At 69.2% G+C, this 20,170-nt stretch carries 18 protein-coding genes; 7 read left to right on the top strand and 11 right to left on the bottom strand.

Annotated features, from left to right (window positions below; genetic code table 11):
* Window positions 1–58: 58 nt before the first annotated feature.
* Together HV742_RS13230 and HV742_RS13225 are read right to left on the bottom strand one after the other, a co-directional pair.
* Window positions 59–913, bottom strand: coding sequence for a beta-keto acid cleavage family enzyme (locus HV742_RS13230; RefSeq protein WP_175145569.1), 855 nt, complete (start codon window positions 911–913; stop codon window positions 59–61).
* Complete coding sequence (locus HV742_RS13225) at window positions 910–1,872, bottom strand: 3-hydroxyacyl-CoA dehydrogenase family protein (protein WP_175145567.1); 963 nt, start codon at window positions 1,870–1,872, stop codon at window positions 910–912. Before HV742_RS13225 ends, HV742_RS13230 begins: the two co-directional genes overlap by 4 nt.
* 208 nt (window positions 1,873–2,080) lie before the next feature.
* Between HV742_RS13225 and HV742_RS13220 the strand changes: the two genes are divergently transcribed.
* Window positions 2,081–2,989, top strand: a complete 909-nt coding sequence (locus HV742_RS13220) for a LysR family transcriptional regulator (protein WP_049077934.1) — start codon at window positions 2,081–2,083, stop codon at window positions 2,987–2,989.
* 134 nt (window positions 2,990–3,123) lie between these two features.
* Here the strand turns inward: HV742_RS13220 and HV742_RS13215 are convergent, their stop codons facing one another.
* Entirely contained in the window at window positions 3,124–3,807 is a 684-nt protein-coding gene (locus HV742_RS13215) for a GntR family transcriptional regulator (protein WP_059269918.1), read from the bottom strand.
* Window positions 3,808–3,824: 17 nt separating this feature from the next.
* Window positions 3,825–5,600, bottom strand: a complete 1,776-nt coding sequence (locus tag HV742_RS13210; RefSeq protein ID WP_068949884.1) for an IlvD/Edd family dehydratase — start codon at window positions 5,598–5,600, stop codon at window positions 3,825–3,827.
* A gap of 220 nt (window positions 5,601–5,820) precedes the next feature.
* Here HV742_RS13210 and HV742_RS13205 point away from each other — a divergent pair, with 220 nt between their 5' ends.
* Together HV742_RS13205 and pdeR are read left to right on the top strand one after the other, a co-directional pair.
* Window positions 5,821–6,816, top strand: coding sequence for a tripartite tricarboxylate transporter substrate binding protein (locus HV742_RS13205; RefSeq protein WP_049074687.1), 996 nt, complete (start codon window positions 5,821–5,823; stop codon window positions 6,814–6,816).
* Window positions 6,817–7,129: 313 nt separating this feature from the next.
* Window positions 7,130–9,127: a cyclic di-GMP phosphodiesterase gene (gene pdeR, locus HV742_RS13200; RefSeq protein ID WP_175145565.1), complete on the top strand. Its 1,998-nt coding sequence runs from the start codon at window positions 7,130–7,132 to the stop codon at window positions 9,125–9,127.
* A 21-nt stretch (window positions 9,128–9,148) separates the two neighbouring features.
* On the opposite strand, the gene HV742_RS13195 is transcribed toward pdeR, so the two are convergent.
* On the bottom strand, window positions 9,149–10,033 hold the full coding sequence (locus HV742_RS13195; protein ID WP_049074682.1) for a crotonase/enoyl-CoA hydratase family protein: 885 nt from the start codon (window positions 10,031–10,033) through the stop codon (window positions 9,149–9,151).
* A 435-nt stretch (window positions 10,034–10,468) separates the two neighbouring features.
* Between HV742_RS13195 and HV742_RS13190 the strand changes: the two genes are divergently transcribed.
* The 3 genes from HV742_RS13190 (at window position 10,469) to HV742_RS13180 (ending at window position 13,395) form a co-directional block, all read left to right on the top strand.
* Window positions 10,469–12,568, top strand: a complete 2,100-nt coding sequence (locus tag HV742_RS13190; protein WP_175145563.1) for a TonB-dependent receptor — start codon at window positions 10,469–10,471, stop codon at window positions 12,566–12,568.
* Window positions 12,569–12,734: 166 nt separating this feature from the next.
* On the top strand, window positions 12,735–13,094 hold the full coding sequence (locus HV742_RS13185) for a type II toxin-antitoxin system RelE/ParE family toxin (RefSeq protein WP_254601114.1): 360 nt from the start codon (window positions 12,735–12,737) through the stop codon (window positions 13,092–13,094).
* Window positions 13,075–13,395 (top strand): helix-turn-helix domain-containing transcriptional regulator, encoded by a 321-nt coding sequence (locus HV742_RS13180; protein ID WP_024068535.1) that lies wholly within the window; start codon window positions 13,075–13,077, stop codon window positions 13,393–13,395. Before HV742_RS13185 ends, HV742_RS13180 begins: the two co-directional genes overlap by 20 nt.
* Before the next feature lie 15 nt (window positions 13,396–13,410).
* Here HV742_RS13180 and HV742_RS13175 read toward each other — a convergent pair whose 3' ends face one another.
* From HV742_RS13175 to HV742_RS13160, 4 genes are all read right to left on the bottom strand, one after another.
* On the bottom strand, window positions 13,411–14,394 hold the full coding sequence (locus tag HV742_RS13175) for a Bug family tripartite tricarboxylate transporter substrate binding protein (protein ID WP_175145561.1): 984 nt from the start codon (window positions 14,392–14,394) through the stop codon (window positions 13,411–13,413).
* Window positions 14,395–14,553: 159 nt separating this feature from the next.
* Window positions 14,554–15,498 carry a LysR family transcriptional regulator gene (locus HV742_RS13170; protein ID WP_059269925.1) on the bottom strand — a complete coding sequence of 315 codons (945 nt, stop codon included), beginning with the start codon at window positions 15,496–15,498 and terminating at the stop codon, window positions 14,554–14,556.
* A 72-nt stretch (window positions 15,499–15,570) separates the two neighbouring features.
* Window positions 15,571–16,716 (bottom strand): CaiB/BaiF CoA transferase family protein, encoded by a 1,146-nt coding sequence (locus tag HV742_RS13165; RefSeq protein WP_175145559.1) that lies wholly within the window; start codon window positions 16,714–16,716, stop codon window positions 15,571–15,573.
* Entirely contained in the window at window positions 16,713–17,507 is a 795-nt protein-coding gene (locus HV742_RS13160; RefSeq protein ID WP_054416227.1) for an enoyl-CoA hydratase, read from the bottom strand. Before HV742_RS13160 ends, HV742_RS13165 begins: the two co-directional genes overlap by 4 nt.
* A 204-nt stretch (window positions 17,508–17,711) precedes the next feature.
* Between HV742_RS13160 and HV742_RS13155 the strand changes: the two genes are divergently transcribed.
* The gene (locus tag HV742_RS13155) at window positions 17,712–18,593 is read left to right on the top strand and encodes a dienelactone hydrolase family protein (RefSeq protein ID WP_175145557.1); all 882 of its coding nucleotides are present in this window, start codon (window positions 17,712–17,714) and stop codon (window positions 18,591–18,593) included.
* A 63-nt stretch (window positions 18,594–18,656) separates the two neighbouring features.
* On the opposite strand, the gene HV742_RS13150 is transcribed toward HV742_RS13155, so the two are convergent.
* The gene (locus HV742_RS13150) at window positions 18,657–19,244 is read right to left on the bottom strand and encodes a YiiX family permuted papain-like enzyme (RefSeq protein ID WP_049077927.1); all 588 of its coding nucleotides are present in this window, start codon (window positions 19,242–19,244) and stop codon (window positions 18,657–18,659) included.
* Window positions 19,245–19,399: 155 nt separating this feature from the next.
* Window positions 19,400–20,143, bottom strand: coding sequence for an SDR family oxidoreductase (locus tag HV742_RS13145; protein ID WP_175145554.1), 744 nt, complete (start codon window positions 20,141–20,143; stop codon window positions 19,400–19,402).
* Window positions 20,144–20,170: the final 27 nt, after the last annotated feature.

Raw genomic sequence — 20,170 nt, 5'->3', positions numbered from 1 at the left:
GGCTGGCAAGGCCCGCCGGGGCGCGTGGCGCGCCGCCGCCCCGGGGCTTGTCCTGGCGTCAGCCAATCGCGCCGTAGATCCGGCGCGCCTGTACCGCGTCCGCCAATGGCCGTCCCAGCGCGCGCGCGCCCTCGACGGCCTGGCGCACCAGATCGGCATTGCCGGCGGCGATGCTTCCGTCCCGCAGCTTCAGATTGTTCTCGAACCCCACCCGCATGTGGCCACCGAAGGCCGCCGCCGTCGTCACGCAGGCGTTCTCCTGCGCCCCGAACGCGCACACCGCCCAGGGCAGCGAATGATCGTAGGCCGCCAGGAACGGCAGCAGGTCATAGGCCGACGAGGTCTGCCCCACGCTGTAGCGTCCCAGCACGAACAGCACCGACCACGCGCCCGGCGGCACCAGCCCGCGCGCCCGCAGCGACAGCCAGCGCCGCACGTCGCCCTCGTCGTACAGGATGATCTGCGTCATGATGCGGCGCTCGGCGACCCAGGCCAGGAACGCCGCCAGCTCGCTTTCGGCAATCTCCGGCACCGCGATCTCGCGCAGGCCGATCGACACCGCTTCGGGCTGCAGCGCGCGCACCAGCGCCATCTGCTCGGCCGCCTTGTACACGCCGGCCGCTTCGCTCGTCACCTGCACCAGCAGCTCGTCGCCCACCGCGCGCCGCACCGCCGCCAGCGCGTCGCGGTAGGCCTGCGCGTCCAGCAGATGGCTGCCGTCCGGCTTGCGCACGTGCATGTGCATCATCGCCGCGCCCGCGTCCAGGCAGGCGCGGGCTTCCAGCGCCAGGGCCTCGGCCGTCAGCGGCACGGCCGGGTGGTCGGCGGCTTTCTTGTAGGCGCCGTTGGGCGCCACCGTCACGATGACGGGCGACTCGGCCAGGGCAGGGCGGGGGATGTCCACGGCGTTCATGGCTGGATCTCCGGCAGTTCCGGCGCGATCAGGTCCAGGCCCGCGCGCAACAGGCGGTCATAGCGCGCGCGTTCGGCGGCGATGGTGTCCGGTGTCCAGGCATAGAAGCCTTCGCCCGCCTTCATGCCATGGCGACCATCGGCGGCGCGCTCGGTCAGGCAGCGCGCCGGATGGTCGTCGTTGCAGAACGTCGGGTACATGGTCGCGCCGGCCGCCGCGTGCACGTCGATGCCGGCGTGGTCGCGCTGCATCACCGGCCCGGCCGCCAGGAAGCGGAAGCCGAAGCCGAAGCGCACCGCCGCGTCCACGTCCTCGGGCGAGGCGATGCCGCGGTCGATCAGGTTGAAGGCCTCGCGCGACAGCGCGTGCTGCAGGCGGTTGGCCAGGAAACCCGGCAGGTCCTGGCGCACCTTCACCGGCACGCTGCCGCAGCGGCGCATGAAGGCGATCAGCGCGTCGGCGCGGGCCTCGTCGCTGGTCTCGGCCATCACCACCTCGACCAGCGGCACCAGGTGCGCCGGCATGAAGAAGTGCAGGCCCAGCATGCGTTCGCGCGTGGCCAGCCCCTGGCCGATGGCGCTGATCGGGAAACTGGAACTGTTGCTCGCCAGGATGGCGTCGGGCCGCGCGCGGCGCACCAGCTCGGCGAACAGCGCCTGCTTGATGTCCAGCCGCTCCGGCACGCACTCGATCACCAGATCGACGCTGGCCCAGTCCACCTGGTCCAGGCTGGCGGCCGTGGCCAGTTGCGCCACCTGGGCCTCGCGGCCGATGGTCTTGAGATTGTCGGCCACGCGCGCCGGCAGGGCGGCCGCGCGCGCCGCGTCCGGCTCGATCACCGTCGTGCGGCAGGCGGCGCGCGTCAGCACCACCGCCACGTCGGCGCCCATGGTGCCGCCGCCCACCACCACCGCATGCGCCGCGCCCGGATTGGGCAGGGCCTTCGCGTCCGTCTGCATGGTTTGCTCCTTGTTCTGAAACCGCTGTTGCATCTGCGTCTGTATCTAAGTCCGTATCTGCGTTCGTATCCGCGCGTGCGTCCGCGCTCGTGTCCGCACTTGTTTCCCTATTCGGCGCCGAGTGTAGAGAAGCCTGTTTGATTGATGAATCAGATTTTTTGGATAGAATGATCGACAAATCGGATCAATGGACAAGGCGCCCGGCGGCATGCAGATCAATCTCTCGATGCGCGACATCGACACCACCCTGGTGCTGGGCCGCACCCTCAACTTCCGCCAGGCGGCGGCGCAACTGCACCTGTCGCAATCGGCGCTGTCCACGCAGATCCAGCGCATCGAGGACGCGCTGGGCGTGCGGCTGTTCGACCGTACCACGCGCACGGTGCGGCTGACGGCGGCGGGCGAGGTCTTCATGCAGCAGGCCGCCGCGCTGCAGGTGGCCTTTCGCGACGCCATCGCCGCGGTCAGCGGCATCGCCAGCGCCGAGCATGGCCAGGTGTCGGTGGCGGCGCTGCCGTCGCTGGCCGCGCGCCTGTTGCCGCGGGTGTTGATGGCCTACCGCCAGGCGCATCCGCAGGTGGCGCTGAAGGTGCGCGACACGCTGTCGGGCCCGGCCTTCGACCTGGTGCGCGCCGGCGACGTGGACTTCGCGCTGACCGCCGCCGACCCGCAGCACGCCGACCTGCATTACCAGCCCTTGATGTCGGACAGCTTTCTGCTGCTGATCCCCGAGGGGCACCCGCTGGCGCGCGCCAGGGGGCCGCTGCGCTGGGCCGACACGGCCAGCGCGGCGCACGTGTCGATGGTGCATCCGAGCAGCGTGCGCCAGTACACCGAATGGGCCTTCCTGCAGAACCGCATCCGCTTCACGCCGGCCTTCGAGGCCGAGCACCTGACCACCATCGTGGCCATGGTGGAGTGCGGCTTCGGGGTGGCGGCGCTGCCCGAGATCGCGGCGGGCGCGGTGGCGCAGAACGGCATCGTGCAGCGGCCGCTGATCGGCCCGGTGGCCGAACGCTCGATCGGGCTGGTGACGGCGCGTAACCGCAGCCTGCCGCCGGCGGCCGCGGCGCTGGTGGCGATGCTGCGCCAGTATCTGGCCGAAGCGGCCCGCTGAGGCGTGACCTTGGCAAGGCAAGGCGGCCGCCAGGTCATGCCCCGTCGTGGCGTTCGATGCGTCATGCGCGTGCGCCGCGTTCGGTCCGCGCGGGGGCCCGGCCCGTCCGCTGCCAGGTTCCGCGTGCTGCCCGTTCAGGCGCCGCGGCGCGCCTGTTCCGACGCCAGATAGGCGTCGCGCGAGGGCAGCAGGTGCTCGCGGCACAGCGCCATCAGCGCGGCGCGGTCGCCGTCGCGCAGGGCGTGGATCATGGCCCAGTGTTCCTGGCGGGCGCGTTCGCGGTAATTGGCGGCCGCCAGCGAGCCGAAGCGGATCGGATGGGTGCGGCGCGCGTATTCCTCGATGGCCTGGCCCAGCACGGCGTTATCCAGCAGCCCGAACAACTCGCGGTGAAAGCGCTGGTTGCTGCGGAACACGCGGCGCGCGTCGCCATCGGCCACGGCGGCGTCGTGCTCGCGCTGCACCGCCGTCAACGCCGCCAGCCGCGCCGGCGGCACCGGCAGCGGCATCAGGCTGGCGGCATGCACTTCCAGCACTTCGCGCAGCGCATACAGCTCCATCACCTCGCGCGCCGAGAAAGCCCGCACCACCGCGCCGACGTTGCGCTTGCGCTCGACCACCCCCAGCAGCTCCAGCTCCACCAGCACCTGGCGCACCGCGTGGCGCTTCATGTCGAAGCGCGCCATCAGCTCGTCCTCGGTCAGCCGCTCGCGCGGATGCAGCCGGCCGAAGACGATGTCTTCCTCCAGCGCGGCGACCGCCGCCGCCAGGGCGTCGGGCGCTTGGGGTTCGAGGGCGGCGGGGCTGATGGCGTTCATGGGCGAGGGGAAAAGCGTTATTGCCTGGGCACGGTGTCGCGGGTGGCGCCGGCGCGCAGGAAGTCGAAGTCCACGCCCTGGTCGGCCTGCGTCACGGTCTGCAGGAACAGCTTGCGGTAGCCGCGCTCGGCCGCCGGACGCTCGACCGGGCCGGCCGCCATGCGGCGCGCCAGCTCGGCATCCTCGACCAGCAGGGCGATTTCGCGCCGCGCCACCGACAGGCGGATCCGGTCGCCATTTTGCACGTAGGCGAGCGGTCCGCCAATGGCGGCCTCGGGGGTGACGTGCAGCACGATGGTGCCGGCCGCCGTGCCGCTCATGCGGCCGTCGGATATCCGCACCATGTCCTTGACGCCGGCGCGCGCCAGCTTCTTGGGGATCGGCATGTAGCCGGCCTCGGGCATGCCGGGCGCGCCGGTGGGACCGATGCGCTTGAGCACCAGCACGTCGTCGGCGGTCACGTCCAGCGCCTCGTCGTCGATGCGGCGGGCCATGTCCTCGGCGTCCTCGAACACCACGGCGCGGCCTTCATGCTCCATCAGCTTGGGATTGGCCGCCGACTGCTTGATGATGGCGCCGCCGGGCGCCAGGTTGCCGCGCAGCACGGCCAGGCCACCCACCGGATAGATCGGCGCGGCGACGCTGCGGATCACGTCCTGCTTGAACGGGGCGGGGGCGTCGTCCAGTTCCTCGCCCAGGGTGCGGCCCGACACCGTCAGCGCGTCCAGGTGCAGCAGCGGGCGCAGTTCGCGCAGCAGCGCCAGCATGCCGCCGGCGTGGTGGAAGTCTTCCATGTAGTGCTGGCCGGAGGGCTTGAGGTCCACCAGCACGGGCGTCTCGCGGCTCATGCGGTCGAGCCCGGCCAGGTCGATATTGATGCCCAGGCGGCCGGCGATGGCGGTCAGGTGCACGATGCCGTTGGTCGAGCCGCCGATGGCCAGCAGCACGCGCAGCGCGTTCTCGATGGACTTGCCGGTGATGATGCGGTCGGGCGTCAGGCGCGCGGCCGCCATGGCGACGGCGGTGGCGCCAGTGCGCTCGGCCACGCGCACGCGGTCGGCGGTGACGGCGGGGGCGGACGCGCCGCCGGACACCATCATGCCCATGGCTTCGGTCAGGCAGGCCATGGTGCTGGCGGTGCCCATCACCGAACAGGTGCCGACGCTGGCCACCAGCTGGTTGTTGACGTCGGCGATCTCGGGCGCGTCGATTTCCTCGGCGCGGTAGCGGCCCCAGTAGCGGCGGCAATCGGTGCAGGCGCCGACCCGTTCGCCGCGATGCGAGCCGGTCAGCATCGAGCCGGTCACCAGCTGGATCGCGGGCACGCCGGCGGACGAAGCGCCCATCAGCTGCGCCGGCACGGTCTTGTCGCAACCGCCGATCAGCACCACCGCGTCCATCGGCTGGGCGCGGATCATTTCCTCGGTGTCCATCGACATGAGGTTGCGCAGGTACATGCTGGTGGGCTGCGAGAAGCTCTCGTGCACCGAGATGGTGGGGAAGTCCATCGGCAGGCCGCCGGCCAGCATCACGCCGCGCTTGACCGCCTCGATCAGCTGCGGCGCGTTGCCGTGGCACGGGTTGTAGCTGCTGCCGGTGTTGACGATGCCGATGATGGGACGCGCCAGTGCGTCGTCCGACAGGCCGGCGCCTTTGATGAAGGCCTTGCGCAGGAACAGCGAAAAGCCGGTGTCGCCGTAGTTGGTCAGCCCGCGCGCCACGCCGGTGCTGCGCGCGCCATCGCTGTCGAAGGGGCCCTTGGCGGGCTTGCCGCCCTTGGTCTCGTCCGTCATTTTTGTTCCCGATAATATTATTGATAATCCAGGGCTGTGATCATATCCACCCTTGGAAATACCCGGCAAGCGATTTCCGTCGGAAGTTTTATTGATCTTGAAAAAAGATCAGTCGATAGAAAAATTCTGATTCATCAATCAAGATTCGCCTCCTACACTGGCGCGGTTGACGAGCCGGGCGTCCGTTCCATTCCTATACCCATCCCGGCAGGAGACCTACATGTCAGACCTGCGTCTGCGGCCCCGCCGCGCCTTGCTGCTTTCCCTGTTGGCCTTGTGTACCGGCGCCGCGGCGCCCGCCGTGGCCGCCGACGCCTATCCCGACAAGCCCATCCGCCTGATCGTGCCGTACCCGCCCGGGGGCGCCACCGACGTGATCGGGCGCGTGCTGGCGCAGGAACTGACTGGCGCGCTGGGCCAGTCGGTGATCGTCGAGAACCGCGCCGGCGCCGCCGGCAACATCGGCGCCGACCAGGTCGCCAAGGCCCAGCCCGACGGCTACACGCTGCTGATGGGCGCGCTCACCAGCCATTCGATCAACGCGGCGCTGTACCGCGGCCGCGTCACCTACGACGTGGAAAAGAGCTTCGCGCCGGTGTCCATCGTCGGCACCGTGCCGCTGGTGTTCGTGGTCAACCCGTCGGTGCAGGCCAATGACCTGAAGCAGCTGATCGCGCTGGCCAAGTCGCGCCCGGGCTACGTCACCATGGCCTCGGCCGGCAACGGCTCGCCGCAGCACCTGGCCGGCGAAATGTTCAAGCGCACCGCCGGCGTGGACATCCTGCACGTGCCCTACAAGGGCAGCGGCCCGGCCATGACCGACCTGATGGGCGGGCAGGTGCTCAGCATGATCGAGACCGTGCCGGCCTCGCAGGCCAGCATCAAGGCCGGCAAGCTGCGCGCGCTGGCGGTGACGTCGGCGCAACGCGTCGAGGCGCTGCCGGAGGTGCCGACCGCGGCCGAGGCCGGCCTGCCCGGTTTCGAGGTCAGCTCCATGTTCGGCATCGTGGCGCCGGCCGGCACGCCGGCGCCGGTGATCGAGCGCCTGAACGGCGAGCTCAAGAAGATCCTGGCCAAGCCGGCTGTGAAGGCCTCGCTGCTTAACCAGGGCGCCATCGCCGAGTGGACCAGCCCGGCCGATGCCGGCGCCCGCGTGTCGGCCGAGCTGGCGCGCTGGACCAAGGTGATCGACGAGGCCGGGGTCAAGCCCGAGTAAGCCTTGCGGGCGAGGGGCGCCGAGGCCGGCGCGCCCCGCCCCGGTGCTTCATTTGCGCCACACCAGGGAAATGGTCACAAATTTTCGACGTTATTGTTTGCATGGCAGATACCGGCAGGCGCAATACGCGTGAAGTCATCGTTCTCCCCACGAATCATCCATAGCGCGGGGGGGCGGGGCGCGCGCCACGGTTGCCGAACGAGATGAAATAATCCGCAATACAGCCCAAACGCTGTTCACGCAGGTGGTTGACCCCGAACTGCCTAAGCCGTAATGTTTCCGGCAGGCCTTCCTAGGACGGCGGGGGATACCAATGACTCAGACTCAGGACGACAAATCGATCCTGTACCTGCATTTCGGTACGTCGAGCCCCTTTTGGAGGCTGCCGGCGGATAGCGACGCGATCGAGCTGTCCGCCGTCAAGGGCGCCACCAATATCGCGATGGCGCTCAAGCCCGAGCAGGCGCAGGCCATCCGCGCCCTGACTGGCATCACCGCCAGCCTGCGCATCGACATCGTCCTGTACGGCGACCCGATACAGCTGCGGCTGGTCGGCCGCAAGATCAATCCCAACGAATGGGCCGGCACGGCCTCGGCGCATACCGACACCGATTCGGTGGCGCGCGACCTGGTCGAGGGTCTGTCGTTCGCCGAGACCGTGGTGTCCGAAGCCAATTCGGTCATCGTCATCGTCGACCAGCACGGGCGCGTGCAGCGCTTCAACAAGGTCAGCGAGGAATACACGGGCAAGCGCGAGCAGGACATCGTCGGCCGCAGCGTGTTCGACATGTTCATGACGCGCGAAGAGGCCGCCGCCTCGCGCCGCAACATCGCCGAGTTCTACAAGCGCGGGCAGTCGTACGAGGTCGAGCGCCTGATCAACACGGTCAAGGGGCCGCGCCTGTTCCTGTTCCGCAACAAGTTCGTCACCAGCGGCAGCGGCGAAAAGCGCGTCTACCTGATCTGCTCGGGCACCGACATCACCGAGGAACGCCAGGCGCAGGAACGCCTGCGGGTGCTGGCTAACACCGACGTGCTGACCAACCTGCCCAACCGCCACGCCATCACCACGCGCCTGAAGGCGGCGCTGGCCGAAGGCGAGGGCGCCCGCGGCGGCGTGCTGTTCCTGGACCTGGACAACTTCAAGCGCATCAACGACCACTATGGCCATGGCTTTGGCGACCGCCTGCTCAAGTCGGTGGCGATCGCCATTTCCAGCTGCCTGGCGCCCGGCCAGACGCTGGCGCGCCTGGGCGGCGACGAATTCCTGGTGTTGCAGGAACACGCTGAAGCCTGGCAGCTGGAGGCCACCGCGGGCCGCATCATCGACCGCCTGCGCGAGCCGTTCCGCCAGGAACTGATCGAGGTCTACACCAGCTGTTCCATCGGCATCGCCATGTACCCCGAACACGGCGACGACCTGGACAGCGTGGTGCGCAGCGCCGACATCGCCATGTACGTGGCCAAGGAGGCCGGGCGCCATACCTATCGCGTGTTCCAGCCCGAGATGGACCGCCGCAACGCCGACTACGTGTGGCTGGACACCAACCTGCGCAAGGCGCTGGCCGAGGGCCACCTGATGCTGTACTACCAGCCCAAGCTGGCCGGCCGCGGCGGCGAGGTCGACGGGGTCGAGGCGCTGCTGCGCTGGCGTTCGCCCGAACGCGGCATGATCTGCCCCAGCGTGTTCATTCCCTACGCCGAGGAATCCGGCCTGATCTCGCAACTGGGCGTGTGGGTGATGCGCGAGGCCGCGCGCCAGGCCGCGGCCTGGAAGCGCGAGGGCCTGAACCTGCGGGTGGCGGTGAACGTGTCGGCGCGCCAGCTGGACGACAAGGGCGTGGTCAGCGAATTCATGCGGGCGGTCAACGACGCCGGCCTGGATCCGTGCCTGCTGGACATCGAACTCACCGAAAGCTGCCTGATCGAGGACGAGGTCGCCGCGATCGAGCTGATGAAGCAGTTCCGCCAACTCGGCGCGCGGGTCCACCTGGACGACTTCGGCACCGGTTATTCGTCGCTGTCGCAACTGGCCCGCATTCCACTGGACGCGATCAAGCTGGACGCCAGCTTCGTGCGCGGCGTCAACGAGAACCCCGTGTCGCAGGCCCTGGCGCGGGCCATCGTGGCGGTGGCCCGCACGCTCGAACTCCAGGTGATCGCCGAAGGCGTCGAGACCCAGGAAGAAACCGCCTTCCTGGACACGCTGGGGGTGGACGCCAAGCAGGGCTATCTGTATGCCAAGCCCATGCCCGCGGCGGAACTGAGCACCTGGCTGGCGCAGCGGCGCCGGCTGCATCTGATTGCCTGAGGCGGCCGGCGCGCGCCGGCCTCAATGCATGGTGGCGTCCATCAGCCCGTCGGGACCGGCGGGCGAACGGCGGTTCTGCGCCATCACCAGCCGTTCCATGTAGGCGCGGTCCTTCGGGTCGATGTTGAAGGCGGCCTCGACCCAGTCCTCGGTGATGTCCATCAGTTCGGAGCGGGTCAGTTGCAGCACGCGCTGGCGCGCCCGCAGCATGGCGCGCATGCCGTTGAGCTTGGGCCGCATCACGTCGATGAAGGTGCGGGTGGCCTTGTAGGCGTCACCCGGCTCGAACAGCACGTCCACCAGGCCGCGCGCCTGGAACCATTCGGCGGTGTGCGATTCGCCCGTGCCGATCAGTTCCTCGGCCAGCTTCATGCCCGAGCGCCGCGCCACCAGCGAATAGCCGCCCATGCCCGGGAACAGGTTGAAGGCCATTTCGGGGAAGCCCATGCGGGCGTTGTTCTGCGCCAGCACGAAGTGGTGCGCCAGCGCCGCCTCGAAGCCGCCGCCCAGCGCCGTGCCCTCGATCATGGCCAGCGACACCGCGCCGGTATCGAAGCCCCGGGTGGCGGCATGCACGCAGTCGACGCAGGCGCGGGCGTAGGCGCGCAGCGCCTCGCGGCGGCCCGTGCGGATGGCCTCGGCGAAGAAGTTGAGGTCGCCGCCGACGTTGTAGATCTGCGGCACCAGTGAACCCGTGACCCAGAAGTCGATGGGCAGGCCGGAGTCCTTGGCGGCGCGCGCCAAAGTCATGATTTCGTCGATCAGTTCATGGTTAAAGCAGGGGCGCGGCTGGGCGCGCAGCATCATCCACATGACACGTCGTCCTTCCTCATAGAACGCGGAGACTTGCTTCAGGTTGCCTGCGGCGGTAAAGGGATGGCAGTCCGGATGAATGAGTTGATTCATTTGCTTTCGTCCAATCGATCAAGGTGAGTCGGAGTACTGCCGGGCCAGCCTAATACAGCGACAGCCCTGTCCCTCTCATGCAAAGCTCGTCCGACTGGCCAGACTTGTCCGTAGTGCAAACATCGGAGTGATTGTTTGGAAAACATAACGCCGGGCGAGGGCGCGTCGTGCCGTTGGATGAGGCCGGCCTCGTCGACTTGGACGATGAACCTCGCAGATTCGCGAGGATTCGGACCGCCCCGATCGGGATGACGGCGTCATGCAAATGGCGGGGGCCGGGGGCGGGCACGGCGGGCGCAGGGGCGCGGCGCAACGGGCGCGTTGTCGCCCCGCAACACAAGCACGGGTGTGGAGGTAAATGAGAAGAATCTCATATACAAATGAGATTCATTGTCGATATGATCGCGGCTCGATAAAACTTACAGATAGCTTGCGATGCCTGTTTTTCCTGTTCCGCGTACCCTGACCGTGGCGATTGCGCTGGCCGCGATCGCGCCCCTTGCGTCCGTCCACGCCGAACCCGCGCACCTTTCCCCGATCAGCGTGGAAGGCGTCAGCGTTGACGATCCGCGGGTGCCCGAGGTCACCACCGCCACCCGCACCCAGACCCCCGCGCGCTACGTGCCGCAGGCCATCGACACGGTCAAGGTCGAGAGCCTGCAGAACTATGGCATCAGCACGCTGGGCGAGGCGCTGTCCGGCATTCCCAACGTCAGCAATGCGTCGGACACCCGTTTCGATTCGCTGCGCATCCGCGGCTTCGACGCCAGCAACGACTTCTACCTGGACGGCATCCGCGACGACAGCCAGTACGTGCGCGACCTGCACAACATCGAGCGGATCGAGGTGCTCAAGGGGCCCGCCGCGGTGCTGTACGGCCGCGGCAGCCAGGGCGGCATCGTCAACCGCGTCAGCAAGGCGCCGCAGCCGGGCCGCGAATCCACGCTTGAAGCCCAGGCCGGCAGCCGGGACCTGCGCAGCTTCTACGGCGACCTGAGCGCCGACCCCGGCGAGCACGTCAGCGTCCGCCTGAACATCGGCCAGGAAGACAGCAACAGCTTCCGTCACAAGATCGGCGGCACCCGTCAACTGGTGGCGCCGTCGCTGAACTGGCGCATCACGCCCGACCTGGACTGGCTGGTGCAGTACGAGTACAGCCGCTACGACCGCACCCCGGACCGCGGCATCCCCAGCGTCAACGGCCGGCCGGCCGACGTCGGCCGCTCGACCGTCTACGGCGACCCGGACCGCGACTACATCGACGACCGCGCGCAATCATTCCGCTCGCGCCTGGCCTACGCGCTGGCGCCGGGCTGGCAGCTGCGCTACACGCTGGGCGTGTTCGCGCTGGACAGCAAGTTCGATAACACCTACCTGACCGGCTACAGCGCCGCCACCGGCAAGGTCACGCGTACCCGTTGGCAGCAGGACCTGAGCACGCGCAGCATCAACAACAACCTGGAAGCCGAGGGCCTGTTCCATACCGGCGGCGTCGAGCACCGGGTGCTGTTCGGCTTCGAGTTCGCCAACCAGGAGCGTTCGCCCGATCTCTACAACATGCTGGCGCGCGGCGCGGGCGCGCAGGCCATGCCAGCGCTGGACCTTTACGATCCGGACCTGTCGCGGCAGCACGAAGGCGCCATGACGCTCAGCAGTTCGGCCCGGCACAAGACCCGCAGCCAGGGCTATTACGTGCAGGACCAGATCAAGCTGGACGACGCCTGGCAGGTGCTGCTGGGCCTGCGCATGGACCGCTTCAATGTCGAGTCGACCAATCGCATGCTCGACCTCTCGGCCCGCCGCGACAGCCGGGGCGTGAGCCCGCGCGCCGGCGTGGTGTGGACGCCGCTGCGCGACCATTCCGTGTACGCCTCGTACAGCAAGACCTTCTCGCCCGTGGGCGGCAGCCTGATCGGCATCACCCCGAACGCGCGCGGCAACACCAATGACGTCGACCCCGAGCACACGCGCCAATACGAAGTGGGCGTCAAGAGCGACTGGCTCGACGGCCAACTGAGCACCACGCTGGCGCTGTACCAGCTCGAACTCTACAACCGCCGCACCACCGATCCGGTCGATCCGACGCTTGTGCTGCTGACCGGCAAGCAGCGTTCGCGCGGGATCGAGCTGACGGCGGCCGGGCGCCTGACGGGCAACTGGTACCTGCGCGGTGGCATCGGCCTGCAGAACGCCTCCATCGTCCAGGACAACAACGGCCTGGCCGGCAACCGCGTCAGCAATGTGGCGCGGCGCAACGGCAGCGTGTTCCTGACCTACAAGCCAGCCGAAGGCCTGTATGGCGAGACCGGCCTGACCTTTGTCGGCCAGCGCTACGCCGACAACGCCAACACGGCGGTGCTGCCTGGCTATGCCACCTGGGACGCGCTGGTCGGCTACCGCGTCGGCCAGTGGGACTGGCGCCTGGCGGTGCGCAACATCACCGACAAGACCTACTACGCCTCGGCCACCAGCGCCGGCCAGATCCGCGTGGGCGAGCCGCGCACGGTGGTGGCGACGGCGCAGTATCGGTTCTGACGGGTAGCCAGGATCCTGGCAGGAAGAACGGGCGCTTTGGCGCCCGTTCTTTGTTGGGAGAAGGCATGAGTGGGGGAGGAAAAGATCACGCACCGTCCAGCAGGAACCAAGGGAGTGTCCTATCTTGTTGGCGAACGGACTGCACTGACTTGACTGGAATTCGTCTATGGACGAATATCGGATGTGCCGAATCGAACACTACCTCACCCCTGGAAAACTCAAGGATTCCTATGCCACCTGGCTACGCGGCCTGCGCGGCCTGCGCGACAAGGTGGCGGTCATCCGCCGTGTAGCGCGTCTGGCATCGGGGAATTTCGGCGATCACCGGTTCTGCCGCGAGGGCGTGTGGGAATTGCGTATCGATACGGGGCCGGGCCTGCGCGTCTACTACGCGCTGTCCGGTGAACGGCTGGTGTTGTTGCTGGCTGGAGGCAGCAAGCGCACGCAGGATGCCGACATCCGCCGCGCGGTGGAATATTGGCACGACTGGCAACGGAGAACGGATGATGAGAAGCAAGCCCCATGATGAAGCAATGGTCGAGGTCTATCGCAGCGACCCCGCCCTTGCGCTGGAGACGATCAACAGCATCCTGGCCGATGGCGACCAGGGCGAACTGCTGGTGGTGCTGCGCCAGATGACCCAGGCGTTCGGCGGCATGCAGGCCGTGGCGGAGCAGGCGCGGCTGAACCCGACCCAGCTCTACCGCACACTGTCGCCCAAGGGCAATCCGTCGCTGGCCAGCCTGCTGGCGATTCTCAAGGCGATGGGCCTGCGGCTGGCCGTGATGCCGCTGGCCAATGCGGCCGCCCCGGTCCGGATGGGCTGAGGCCGCCGGGCGCGTTTATTGCGGCTCGATCTTCGCGTCGATCGCGCGCTGGGTCCAGATCTGGCGCTGCGACTGGGCAAAGGCCTGGTGTTCGGCCAGCGTGTTGGGCGCGACCTGCATGCCCAGCGTCTCGAACTTGGCGATGCTGTCGGGCTCGCTCAGGATGCGCGTGATCTCGCGGTTCAGGCGCTCGACCACCGGCGCCGGCGTGTCCTTGGGCGCGGCCACGCCCACCCACACCACCAGGTCGAAATTCTTGTAGCCCAGTTCGGCCAGCGTCGGCACGTCGGGGAAGTCCTTCGAGCGCGCCTGGCCGGTGAAGGCGATGCCCTTGAGCTTGCCGCTGTGCATGAACGACGTCACCACCGACAGGTCGGCGAACAAATAATCAACGTGACCACCCAGCAGATCGGTGACGGCGGGCGGCTGGCTCTTGTAGGGCACGGCGTTGGCGGCGGCGCCGGCGACGCTGTTGAAGGTGGCCCCGGCGATCTGGCTGGTGGGCGAGCCGTAGGCATAGTTCAGCGGCCTGGCGCGGGTGGCCTGCACCAGCTGCGACACGGAGCCGTAGGGCGAATCGGCGCGCACCACCAGCATCATGGGAATGGTGGCGATGCGGATGACGTGGATGAAATCGCCGGTGGGATCGTACGGCAGCTTGCGGAACAGGGCCGGCGTGGCCGAGTGCGTCGAGCTGCTGGTCAGGATCAGGGTGTAGCCGTCGGGCGCGGCGCGCGCGGCGGTGGACGAGCCGATGGTGCCGGACGCGCCGGGCTTGTTCTCGATCACGATCGGCACCCCCAGGCGCGGGCCGAGCTTTTCGGTCAGGATGCGGGCGCTGGTGTCGGTGGCGCTGCCGGGCGAGAACGGCACCACGATGGTGATGGGCTTGTCGGGGTAGGCGTCGGTGGCCTGCGCGGCGCCGGTGGCGGCGGCCAGGGCCAGGGCGCAGCTGGCGGCGAACTGGCGCGTGCGGCTGCGTTGCGGGGATCGGGTCATGAAAGTCTCCTGTGTTTTTCTGCGGCCGCGATGGCGGGTGGCGGCCGCGATTTCCGCCATCATGCGGCCGCGCGGCTTATCGCAACAAGGGACTAATTTTCATAGACCTATTCCGTATCCGGATAAGTCCCGCGCTGTGCGCCTCGGTCCGGCGCGGCCTCACTGGCCGGCGGCGTCCTCGTCGTAGCGGGTGGGGTCTGGGGCGGCCTCGCGCGCGCGCAGTGTCTTTTCCAGGTCGGCCAGGAACGCGTCCGCCGCCCGCGACAGGCGCGCGTTGTGGCGCTGGATCAGCCACAGCGCGTGGCCGCGCTGGCCGGCGCCGCCGATGGGCGCGGTGACCAGACCCAACTGGCGCGCGAAGGCGCAGACGTAGCCGGGCACCACGGTGATGCCCAGGCCGGCGCGCACCAGATTCAGCACCGAGGTCAGCATGCCGGCCTCGATGCCGGACTGGAATTGCAGGTCGAGTTCGCCGCTGATGCGGTCCACCGCGCGGCGCACGCTGTAGACGTTGCGCAGCGTAATGTGTTCGTGGGCGGCCAGGTCGGCCCAGCGCACCTGCTTGCGGCGCGCCAGCGGATGGCCGGGCGCGAAGGCGGCATGCATGGTGTCGCGGTAGATGACGCGCGCGGCCAGTTCGTCGCCCTCGATGTCGGTGGAGACGATGCCGAAATCGGCGCGCCCGTGGCGCACGTGCTCGATGGTCTCGTCGGTGTTCAGTTCGAACAGGTCCAGCTTCACGCCCGGATGGCGCCGGTGGTAGCGCGCGATCACCCCGCCCAGCAGGCCGACCATCATCATCGGCGAGCAGGCCACGCCGACCACGCCGCGCTCCAGCGAGCGCAGGCCGGACATGCTGCGCTCGGCCGCGCGCACCGTGCCCAGGATCTCCTGGGCATAGGCATAGAAGTCGGCCGCGCCCTCGCACGGCGTGACGCTGCGGGTCGAGCGCTCAAATAGCGGCTGGCCGACCTCGGCTTCAAGTTCGGCGCACAGCTTGCTGACCGCCGATTGCGTGACGAAGGCGGCGCGGGCGGCGGCGGTGAAGCTGCGCAACTCGTAGAGCGCGCAGAACACGCGCAACTGCTTCAGGGTGATGTTCATGATCGGGACGGAAAGGGGGCGGGCGCCCCGGGGCCGGCGCGCGCAAGCCCGCATCCGCCGCGTCCCGGGGAATCAATCCGGATCGAGCATATCGCGATCCGCGTCCTGGCGTGGCGCCAGGCGGCGGATCGACCCGGGCGTGCGCGAGAAGCGCACCGGGATCGCGGTGGCCGTGAGCGCGCCCTCGGTGGGATGCTCGACCCGCTGGAAAAAACCGGTGGCGGCCAGGTGCGGGTCGTCGAACAGCGCCTCGGGCGGGTTGACGCGCGAGTGCGGGATGTCGGCTTCGGCCAGCAGCGCCAGCCAGTCGTCGGTGCCGCGCAGCGCGACGATGGCCGCCAGGTCGGCGTACAGCGCGTCGAAGTGGCGGGCGCGGGTCTGTGCGCTGGCGTAGCGCGGGTCGGCGGCCAGGTCGGCGCGTTCGGCCAGGGTGAAGAAGCGCTGCCATTGCGCGTCGGTATACGGCAGCAGCGCCAGGAAGCCGTCGCGGGTGCGGTAGGGCCGGCGCTCGGGCGACAGCACGCGGCTGTAGCCCATGCCGCCGCGCGGCGGGTCGAAAGTGCGCCCGCCCAGGTGCTCGATCAGGGTGAAGGACACCAGCGTCTCGAACATCGGCACCTCGATCGCCTGGCCCTGGCCGGATTTCTCGCGCTCGTACAGCGCCATCGGGATGGCGTAGGCCAGCGTCAGCCCGGCCACCTTGTCGGCCATGATGGTGTTGATGTAGGCCGGCGCGCCGCTGTTGCGGCCCTGCAGGTCGGCCAGGCCGCTCATGGCCTGGATGATGTCGTCGAAGGCCGGCCGGGCGGCGTAAGGGCCGTCCTGGCCGAAGCCCACCGCCGAGCAATAGATCAGGCGCGGGTTGCGCGCGCGCAGGCTGGCGGCGTCCAGGCCGATCCGCGCCAGCGCGCGCGGCCGCACGTTGGAGATGAAGACGTCGGCGCCGTCGACCAGCCGCAGCAGCCGTTGCCGGTCGTCCGCGTCCTTGGCGTTCAGGGTGACGCTGTGCTTGTTGCGGTTCAGGTTCAGGTAGACCGCGCCCATGCCGGGCGAGGCGGCCGGCGCCGAGGCGCGGAACACGTCGCCCTCGGGCGCTTCGACCTTGATGATTTCGGCGCCCATGTCGCCCAGGATCTGGGTGGCGTAGGGGCCCATGCCGACCGAGGTCATGTCGACCACCCGCACGCCGGCCAGCGGGCCGCTGGCCGGGGCCGTCATTGCGCCTCCCGCGCGCGCTTGCGGGCCAGGAACGGCGCCATGTAGCGGCTCGGTTCGTCGGTGGTGAAGGCCGCGCCGAAGGCGTCCACACTGCGGTCCAGGCCGGCCTCGACCGTGGACGTCTCCCAGTAGCGCAGCAGCGCTTTCTGTGACCGCACCGCCAGCGGCCCGCTGTGGGCGATGGGCGCGACGGTGCGCTCGACCAGCGCGTCCAGCTCGCCGGCCTCGCACAGGAATTGCAGGAAGCCCCAGCGCAGCGCCTGCTCGGCATCGACCGTGGCCCCGGTCAGCAGCAGCCAGTGGGTGGCGCCCGGGCCGATCAGTGACGGCAGCAGCACGGCGTGGATCACCGATGGAATGCCGACCTGTACTTCGGGCATGCCGAAGACGCCGTCGCGCGAACCCAGGCGGATGTCGCAGGCCGCCGCCAGTTCCATGCCGGCGCCCAGGCAGAAGCCGGGCAGGCGGGCGATGGTCGGCACCGGCACCGCGCGCACCGCTTCGCACAGGTCGCGCAGGCGGGTGATGAAGGCGCGGCCGCCGTCCGGATCCAGCTCGGCCATTTCATAGATGTTGGCGCCGCCGACGAAGGCCTTGTCGCCGCTGCCGCGCAGCACCAGCGCGCGGGCGTCGGCCTGCGCGGCGATCCAGCGCACGGCGGCGGTCAGGCCCAGCGTGACCGGCGAGGCCAGGATGTTCAGGCTCTTGGCGTCGTCGATCCGCAGCGTGTAGACGCCGCGCGCGTCGCGCTCGATGTGGCTGTGGGGAAAGGCGGGAATCGGGGCGCTCATGGGCTTGCTGTCTCCGTTGGAATCGTGGGCGATGCCGGTCATGCTAGGCCCGGTCGTTGATCACGACAAACAAGTAATTTTCATGGAATGAGTCCGGCCTGGAATAAATCGCCGCGAGCCGGGTTCGCGACGATGGCGGGGCGGGCGCGCTCGGAGTATCTTGCGCTCACCCGGGCGGCGAGCCTATTCCTGACGAGGGGCAACATGGGTGTTCTGGCAAGAATCACGATGATCGGCGGACTGGGACTCTTGACGGCGTGCGCCGCGCCGCCGCCCAAGCTGGCCTCCAACGAAAGCGTGCAGAAGGTGCCGGTGCGGGTGGCCCTGGAGAACGGCGGCACCGCCACGGGCGAAGTCGTGGTGACCGTCTTCACGCCGGCCGGCGAGGGCCGTCATCCGCTGATCGTGATCAACCATGGCCGGGCCGGCGACGCCGCCGGCCGCGCCAAGCTGGGACGGGCGCGCTACGCGGCGGCGTCCAGGTTCTTCACCGATGCCGGCTTCGTGGTCGCGCTGCCGGTGCGCCTGGGCTATGGCGTCACCGGCGGGCCGGACCTGGAGAACAGCGGCCCCTGCGGCGAGCGCCGCTTCACCCCGATGTTCGACCGCGCCGCCAGCCAGATCGACCAGGTGCTGCGGGTCATGGCGCAGCGTCCGGACGTGGACCCGGCCAGGGTGGTGGTGCTGGGGCAGTCGGTGGGCGGCGGCTCGACCGTGGCGCTGGCGGCGCAGAACCCCGCGGGGGTGAAGACCGCCATCAACTTCGCCGGCGGCTCGGGCGGCGATCCGGTGCGCTCGCCCGGCAAGCCGTGCGGCCCCGAGCGCCTGCAGGCCACGTACGCGGGCTATGGCCAGGCCACGCGGCTGCCGATGTTGTGGATCTATACCGAGAACGACCTGTACTGGGGGCCGGACTGGCCCAGGCGCTGGGTCGAGGCCTACAACCAGGCCGGCGGCCACGCCACCTTCGTGCCCATGGGGCCCGACGGCGAGAACGGCCACAGCCTGTTCACCCACGCGCCGCAGAAGTGGCAGCCGGTGGTGGCCAAGTACCTGCGCGAGCAGGGCTTCGACATGCCGCAATAGGCGTGGCCCGGGCGGCCGGTGGCGCCGCCGCCGATTGCGCGACCGGTCGCGCCACCCGCCGCGTCAGCGGTCCGGGACCGTGGTTAGCAGCGGCGAGTCGAACATCGCGGCCGGGGAGATGATGGGTTCCTCCCACGGGATGTCCTTGCCGTAGCGCGCCTGCATCGTGGCGCGCACGGTGGGCGAGCTCAGGTCGAACTGCTTGAGGGGTTGCAGCGCGCCGATCTGCAGGCCCAGCGTGCGCTGGTAGATCTTCCAGACCAGCTCGGAGCAATAGATCCGGTCGTCCGACCAGCCGAAGGCCGCATCGTACGGCTTGCCGAGATAGCGCGCGCCGGTGCTGGCCAACTGTTCGCGCGTCTCGGGCGTCAGCCGCGACGCGTCGCGCAGGCGCTTGACGACGTATTTTCCGTTTTCGCCCTGCGCCGCCCATTGGGCCAGCGGCGTGTAGCTGACCGTGGCGGCGGCTTCCAGCACATAGGGCGCGCCCTGGCGCATCACGATCATGCCCATGTGGCTGTAGGGCGAATGGGTGGCCTGCTGGATCGCCTGGCTCTGGGCGGAGCGGGATTGCTGGAAGATCAGGTCGCCGGTGCGCACGTCGGGCGCGGCCAGCGCGGCCAGCGGGGCCAGGCACAGTGCCGCGGCCACGACGGCGCTGGCCCGCGGGCCGGCCGCGGGGCGGCGAGCGCCGCGCCGGGCGTTTTCTGGATGGGGAGCGCGGATTGCACGGAGCATTGTCGTCGAGTCCATTGCGTCGATTCCTGGCACAGACGCAACAGTAGCATCCGCGCCGGCCCGGCGCGTCAGGCGATGCCGCCGTTGGCGCGCAGCACCTGGCCGTTGATCCAGCCGCCGTCGGCCCCGGCCAGGAATGACACGATGCCGGCGATGTCCTCCGGTTCGCCCAGGCGTTCCAGCGGCGGCATCTTGGCGTAGTGCTCGATCAGCTCGGGGCTCTTGCCCTGCTTGAACAGGTCGGTGGCGACCGGGCCCGGCGCCACGGCGTTGACCGTGATGCGGCGGCCGCGCAGTTCCTTGGCGAACACGCGGGTAAAGCCTTCCACCGCCGCCTTGCTGGCGATGTAGAGGCCGTAGGTGGGCAGGTTCAGCGCCAGCGTGGTGCTGGAGACGTTGACGATGCTGCCGCCATCGGCCAGCCGCGTGCCGGCCTCGCGCAGGGTGTTGAAGGTGCCGCGGGTGTTGATGTCGAAGGTCTGGTCGTAGACCTCGTCGGTGGCTTCGGCCAGCGCCTGCAGCTTCAGCACGCCGGCGCTGTTGACCAGCACGTCGATGCGTCCCAGGCCGGCCTCGACCTGGTCGAACATGGCGCGCACCTCGGCGGCTTTGGACACGTCGGCCCGCACCGCCAGCGCCCGGCCGCCCGCGGCGCGGATCTCGCCGGCCAGGGCGTCGGCTTCGGCCGCGCTGGCGGCGTAGTTGATGGCGACGGCGAAACCGTCGACGGCCAGGCGGCGCGCGATCGCGGCGCCGATGCCGCGCGAAGCGCCGGTGACCAGGGCGACGCGTTGGGAAAGCTGCGAATTCATGGAGACTCCTGGAGGAATGTAAGACGG

Source organism: Achromobacter ruhlandii, from assembly GCF_902859695.1.
GTDB lineage: Bacteria > Pseudomonadota > Gammaproteobacteria > Burkholderiales > Burkholderiaceae_B > Achromobacter > Achromobacter ruhlandii.
Note: the sequence above shows the minus strand (reverse complement) of the source record. Positions and strands in the feature narration are given on the sequence as shown.